The 5,008-nt window shown below is 70.4% G+C and carries 3 protein-coding genes; all 3 read left to right on the plus strand.

Annotation, left to right across the window (positions count from 1 at the left end):
- On the plus strand, window positions 1-964 hold a 964-nt coding region (gene sucB, locus ACFXAZ_RS39300), incomplete at its 5' end, for a 2-oxoglutarate dehydrogenase, E2 component, dihydrolipoamide succinyltransferase (RefSeq protein WP_384601812.1).
- 278 nt (window positions 965-1,242) lie between these two features.
- Window positions 1,243-1,872: a GntR family transcriptional regulator gene (locus ACFXAZ_RS39305; protein WP_384601815.1), complete on the plus strand. Its 630-nt coding sequence runs from the start codon at window positions 1,243-1,245 to the stop codon at window positions 1,870-1,872.
- Between the two features lie 364 nt (window positions 1,873-2,236).
- On the plus strand, window positions 2,237-4,939 hold the full coding sequence (gene aceE / locus ACFXAZ_RS39310) for a pyruvate dehydrogenase (acetyl-transferring), homodimeric type (RefSeq protein ID WP_384601818.1): 2,703 nt from the start codon (window positions 2,237-2,239) through the stop codon (window positions 4,937-4,939).
- Window positions 4,940-5,008 lie beyond the last annotated feature (69 nt).

The following is a 5,008-nucleotide window of genomic DNA, read 5'->3' on the forward strand; positions in this document are numbered from 1 at the left end:
GCCCGCCCCCCCCCACGAGGGCGCCTACGTCACCCCGCTGGTGCGCAAGCTCGCCGCCGAGAACGGCGTCGACCTGGGCGCCGTCCGGGGTACCGGCGTCGGCGGGCGGATCCGTAAGCAGGACGTGCTGACCGCCGCCGAGGCGGCGAAGGCTCCGGTGGCCGCTCCGGCACCGGCCGCCGCCCCCGCCGCCGCTGCCGCGCCGGTGGCCCGCAAGAGCGCGCCCGTCCTGGAGGTCTCGCCGCTGCGCGGCCAGACCGTCAAGATGCCGCGCATCCGCAAGCTCATCGGCGACAACATGGTCAAGGCGCTGCGCGAGCAGGCGCAGCTGTCCTCGGTCGTCGAGGTCGATGTCACCCGGCTGATGCGGCTGCGGGCGCAGGCCAAGGACTCCTTCGCCGCGCGCGAGGGCGTCAAGCTCTCCCCGATGCCGTTCTTCGTCAAGGCGGCGGCCCAGGCGCTGAAGGCCCACTCGGTCATCAACGCCCGGATCAACGAGGGCGAGGGGACCATCACCTACTTCGACACCGAGAACCTCGGTATCGCGGTGGACTCCGAGAAGGGCCTGATGACCCCGGTCATCAGGAACGCCGGTGATCTCAACATCGCCGGTATCGCCAAGGCCACGGCCGACCTGGCGGGCAAGGTCCGCAGCAACAAGATCACGCCGGACGAGCTGGTGGGCGCGACCTTCACGATCAGCAACACCGGATCGCGGGGCGCGCTGTTCGACACGATCATCGTGCCGCCGGGCCAGGTCGCCATCCTCGGCATCGGCGCCACGGTCAAGCGCCCCGCCGTCATCGAGACGGAGGAGGGCACGGTCATCGGCGTCCGCGACATGACGTTCCTGACCCTGTCCTACGACCACCGCCTGGTCGACGGCGCCGACGCGGCCCGCTACCTGACAGCGGTGAAGGCCATCCTGGAAGCAGCCGAGTTCGAGGTCGAACTGGGCCTGTAACTGTTCTGCGGTACGCGAGATGCCCTCACCTGGGACTTCCCGGGCGAGGGCATCTCCTTTTAGGGGCGCGGGGCTGTATCGATATGCGGCTCCGCCGCGTGGGCGCGACGCGACCAACCACACACCACCCGCACCCGCCCCACATCGGAACCACTCACCCCCTTGGACCCACAAGCCCCGTGTAAGTCTCATCTCACCTGCACCAAAGCACCCCCACCTGCCAGCCCAGGGGACCGCTCCCGCCGTATTGTCTAAACGTCAAACGTTAAGGAGCTCTCATGACCGCGCCCGTCATCCACTCGCTGCGCGAACAGATCCGCGAGCACATCCTCGAAGGGATCATCAGCGGACGCTGGCAGCCGGGCGAGCGGATCGTGGAGCGACGGATCGCCACGGAACTGGAGGTCAGCCAGACCCCGGTCCGCGAGGCGCTGCGCGAGCTGGAGTCACTGCGGCTGATCGAGTCCGCGCCGAACAAGGGCGTGCGGGTGCGCAATCTGACCGCCGTCGACCTGGAGGAGAGCTACCCGGTCCGGGCCGGTCTGGAGGCCATCGCGGCGGAGCTGGCGGCCGGACGGCTGGCCGACGACTGCACGGCCCTGGAACCGCATGTCACGGCCCTCTACGAGGCCGACCGGAAGTCCGACGGCACCGCCCAGGTCCGGCACACCGTCGGCTTCCACCGCGAGCTGGTCCGCGCGGCCGGGAACTCGGTGCTGCTGCACACCTGGGAGGGGCTCGGCATCGAGGTCTTCACGGCGCTGTCCATCCGCTGGCTGGGCACGGTCCAGCAGTCGTACGCCGAGGAGCACGAGGACCTGGTGCAGGCGTTCCGGCGCCGGGACCCGAGGATCGCGGAGCTGGTGAAGGCGCACGTCCTGGGCTGCGCCCCGCGCCACGAACCCTGAGCCCAGCCCCAGGCCCAGGCCCACCCCAGGCCCACCCCGGAGCCCCGCCCCCGGCCCAGCCCTGAGCCCCGCCCTGAGCGATCGTTCGCTCACACGCACCCCGACCTGCGAAAACCCCTCGAAAACGCGGCACCGCGTGCCTGTTCGAATGACACCCCGTGCCCACTTTCTCGTAATCAAGAAGTTTTCTCCCTCAACCCTTTGATCGATCATCGATCAGCGGGTTACAGTCGCCGACGGGCCTCTGCCGGAGTCGCACCAACGACTCCGTACCGAAGGCACCACGCCCTGTCCTGCCAAAGACCTAGGGCAACCCGAACCCTTGCCGATGAGGGAACCCCCTTCGACCGAGGAAGGCGGCGACATGACCGACCCCTACGCCATCCAGCCGAGCGCGCTCGACCAGCTCCCCGACCGGGACCCGGAGGAGACCGCCGAGTGGCGGGCTTCACTGGACGCCGTCGCCAAGGCTGCCGGCCCGCACCGTGCCGCGTATCTGATGCGCCGCACCCTGGAGCGCGCGGAGGGCGCCGGCGTCGCACTGCCGAAACTCCTGGAGACGGACTACGTCAACACCATCCCCACCGCCGCCGAGCCGTCCGTGCCCGGCGACGAGGCGATGGAGTCCCGGATCACCGCCTGGAACCGCTGGAACGCGGCGGCGATGGTGACCCGGGGCAGCAAACACGGCGTCGGCGGCCACATCGCCACCTTCGCCTCGGCGGCCTGGCTCTACGAGACGGGCTTCAACCACTTCTTCAAGGGCAAGGAAGGCGACGGCTCCGGCGACCAGCTCTACATCCAGGGCCACGCCTCCCCCGGCATCTACGCCCGCGCCTTCCTGGACGGCCGCCTCAGCGAGGCGCACCTGGACCACTTCCGCCAGGAAGCGGGCGGTAACGGCCTGCCCTCCTACCCGCACCCGCGACGGCTGCCCTGGCTGTGGGAGTTCCCGACGGTGAGCATGGGCCTGGGCCCGCTCTCCGCGATCTACCAGGCGCGCTTCAACCGCTATCTCACCCACCGCGGCATCAAGGACGTCTCGTCCTCGCACGTATGGGCCTTCCTCGGCGACGGCGAGATGGACGAGCCGGAGTCCACCGCCGCCCTCGCGCTGGCCGCGCGGGAGGAGCTGGACAACCTCACCTTCGTCATCAACTGCAACCTCCAGCGGCTCGACGGCCCGGTGCGCGCCAACTTCAAGATCGTGCAGGAGCTGGAGGCCCAGTTCCGCGGCGCCGGCTGGAATGTCATCAAGTCGATGTGGGGCACGGCCTGGGACGAGCTGTTCGCGCTCGACACCACGGGCGCGCTGGTGCGACGGCTGCGCGAGGTGCCCGACGCCCAGGTGCAGACGTACCAGACGCGGGACGCGGCCTACATCCGGCAGGACTTCTTCGGGAAGGACCCGGCGCTCGCCGAGCTGGCGAAGCTGCTGAGCGACGACAAGATCCTGGAGTGCTTCCACCTCTCGCGCGGCGGTCACGAGGCCCGCAAGGTGTACGCGGCGTACCGCGCGGCCGTCGCGCACAAGGGCGCCCCGACGGTGATCCTGGCGCAGACGGTCAAGGGCCACACCCTCGGTCCGGGCTTCGCGTCGAAGAACGCCAACCACCAGATGAAGAAACTGACGGTGGACGAGTTCAAGGCGATGCGCGATCTGCTGGAGCTGCCGATCGCGGACAGCGCCTTCGCCGACGGCCAGGTGCCCTACGGCCACCCGGGCGCCGACTCCCCCGAGGTGCGCTACCTCCAGGAGCGCCGCGCGGCCCTCGGCGGCCCGGCCCCGGCCCGCCGCACCCATGCGCTGGCGCCGCTGCCCGCCCCCGCCGAGAAGGCGTTCGCGTCCTTCGACAAGGGCTCGGGCACCCAGAACGTGGCGACGACCATGGCGTTCGTCCGCCTCGTCAAGGACCTGGTCCGCGACAAGGAGACCGGCCGGCGCTGGGTGCCGATCGTCCCCGACGAGGCCCGCACCTTCGGCATGGAGTCGCTCTTCCCGTCCCTCGGCATCTACTCCCCCAAGGGCCAGACGTACGAGCCGGTCGACCGCGACCAGCTCATGTACTACAAGGAGGCCAAGAACGGCCAGATCCTCAACGAGGGGATCACCGAGGCCGGTTCGATGGCCGACTTCATCGCCGCGTCGACCGCGTACGCCACGCACGGCGAGCCGATGATCCCGTTCTACATCTTCTACTCGATGTTCGGCTGGCAGCGCACGGCCGACCAGATGTGGCAGCTCGGCGACCAGCTCGGCCGCGGCTTCCTGGTCGGCGCCACGGCCGGCCGCACGACCCTGACCGGCGAGGGCCTCCAGCACGCCGACGGCCACTCCCCGGTGATCGCCGCGACCAACCCGGCGGCGCTGTCGTACGACCCCGCGTTCGCCTACGAGATCGCGGTCATCGTCCGGGAGGGTCTGCGCCGGATGTACGGCGAGGCGGCGCCCGGCGAGGACTCGGACGTCTTCTACTACCTGACGGTCTACAACGAGCCGATGCCGCAGCCCGCGAAGCCCTCCGGGGCGGCCGTGGACGAGGGCATCGTCAAGGGCCTGTACCGCTTCAACACGGCGGAGTCGGCGGGCCTGTCCCCTGCGGCGAACGCGGCCCGCATCCAGCTGCTGGGCTCCGGTACGGCGATCCACTGGGCGCTGAAGGCACAGCGGCTGCTCGCCGAGGAGTGGGGCGTGGCGGCCGACGTGTGGTCGGCGACGTCCTGGACCGAGCTGCGCCGGGACGCGCTGGAGGCGGACGCGGCACTGCTGCGCGGTGAGGAGCGGGTGCCGTACGTCCGCCAGGCGCTCCAGGGCGCCGAGGGTCCGGTGCTGGCCGTCTCCGACTACATGCGCCAGGTTCCCGACCAGATCGCGCAGTGGATCGAGCAGGACTACACCTCGCTGGGCGCGGACGGCTTCGGTCTCTCCGACACCCGTGACGCGGCCCGCCGCCACTTCGGCGTCGACGCGGAGTCGATCGTCGTCGCGGCGCTGGCCCAGCTGGCGCGGCGGGGCGAGGTGTCTGCGACGGCTGTGAAGGAAGCCCGGGCGCGGTACGGGTTGTAGTTCGGCCGCGGGTGCGTCGTGGCTGGTCGCGCAGTTCCCCGCGCCCCTAAAGGCAGGCTCGCTGCGGCC

Source organism: Streptomyces sp. NPDC059477 (genome assembly GCF_042749375.1).
GTDB lineage: Bacteria > Actinomycetota > Actinomycetes > Streptomycetales > Streptomycetaceae > Streptomyces.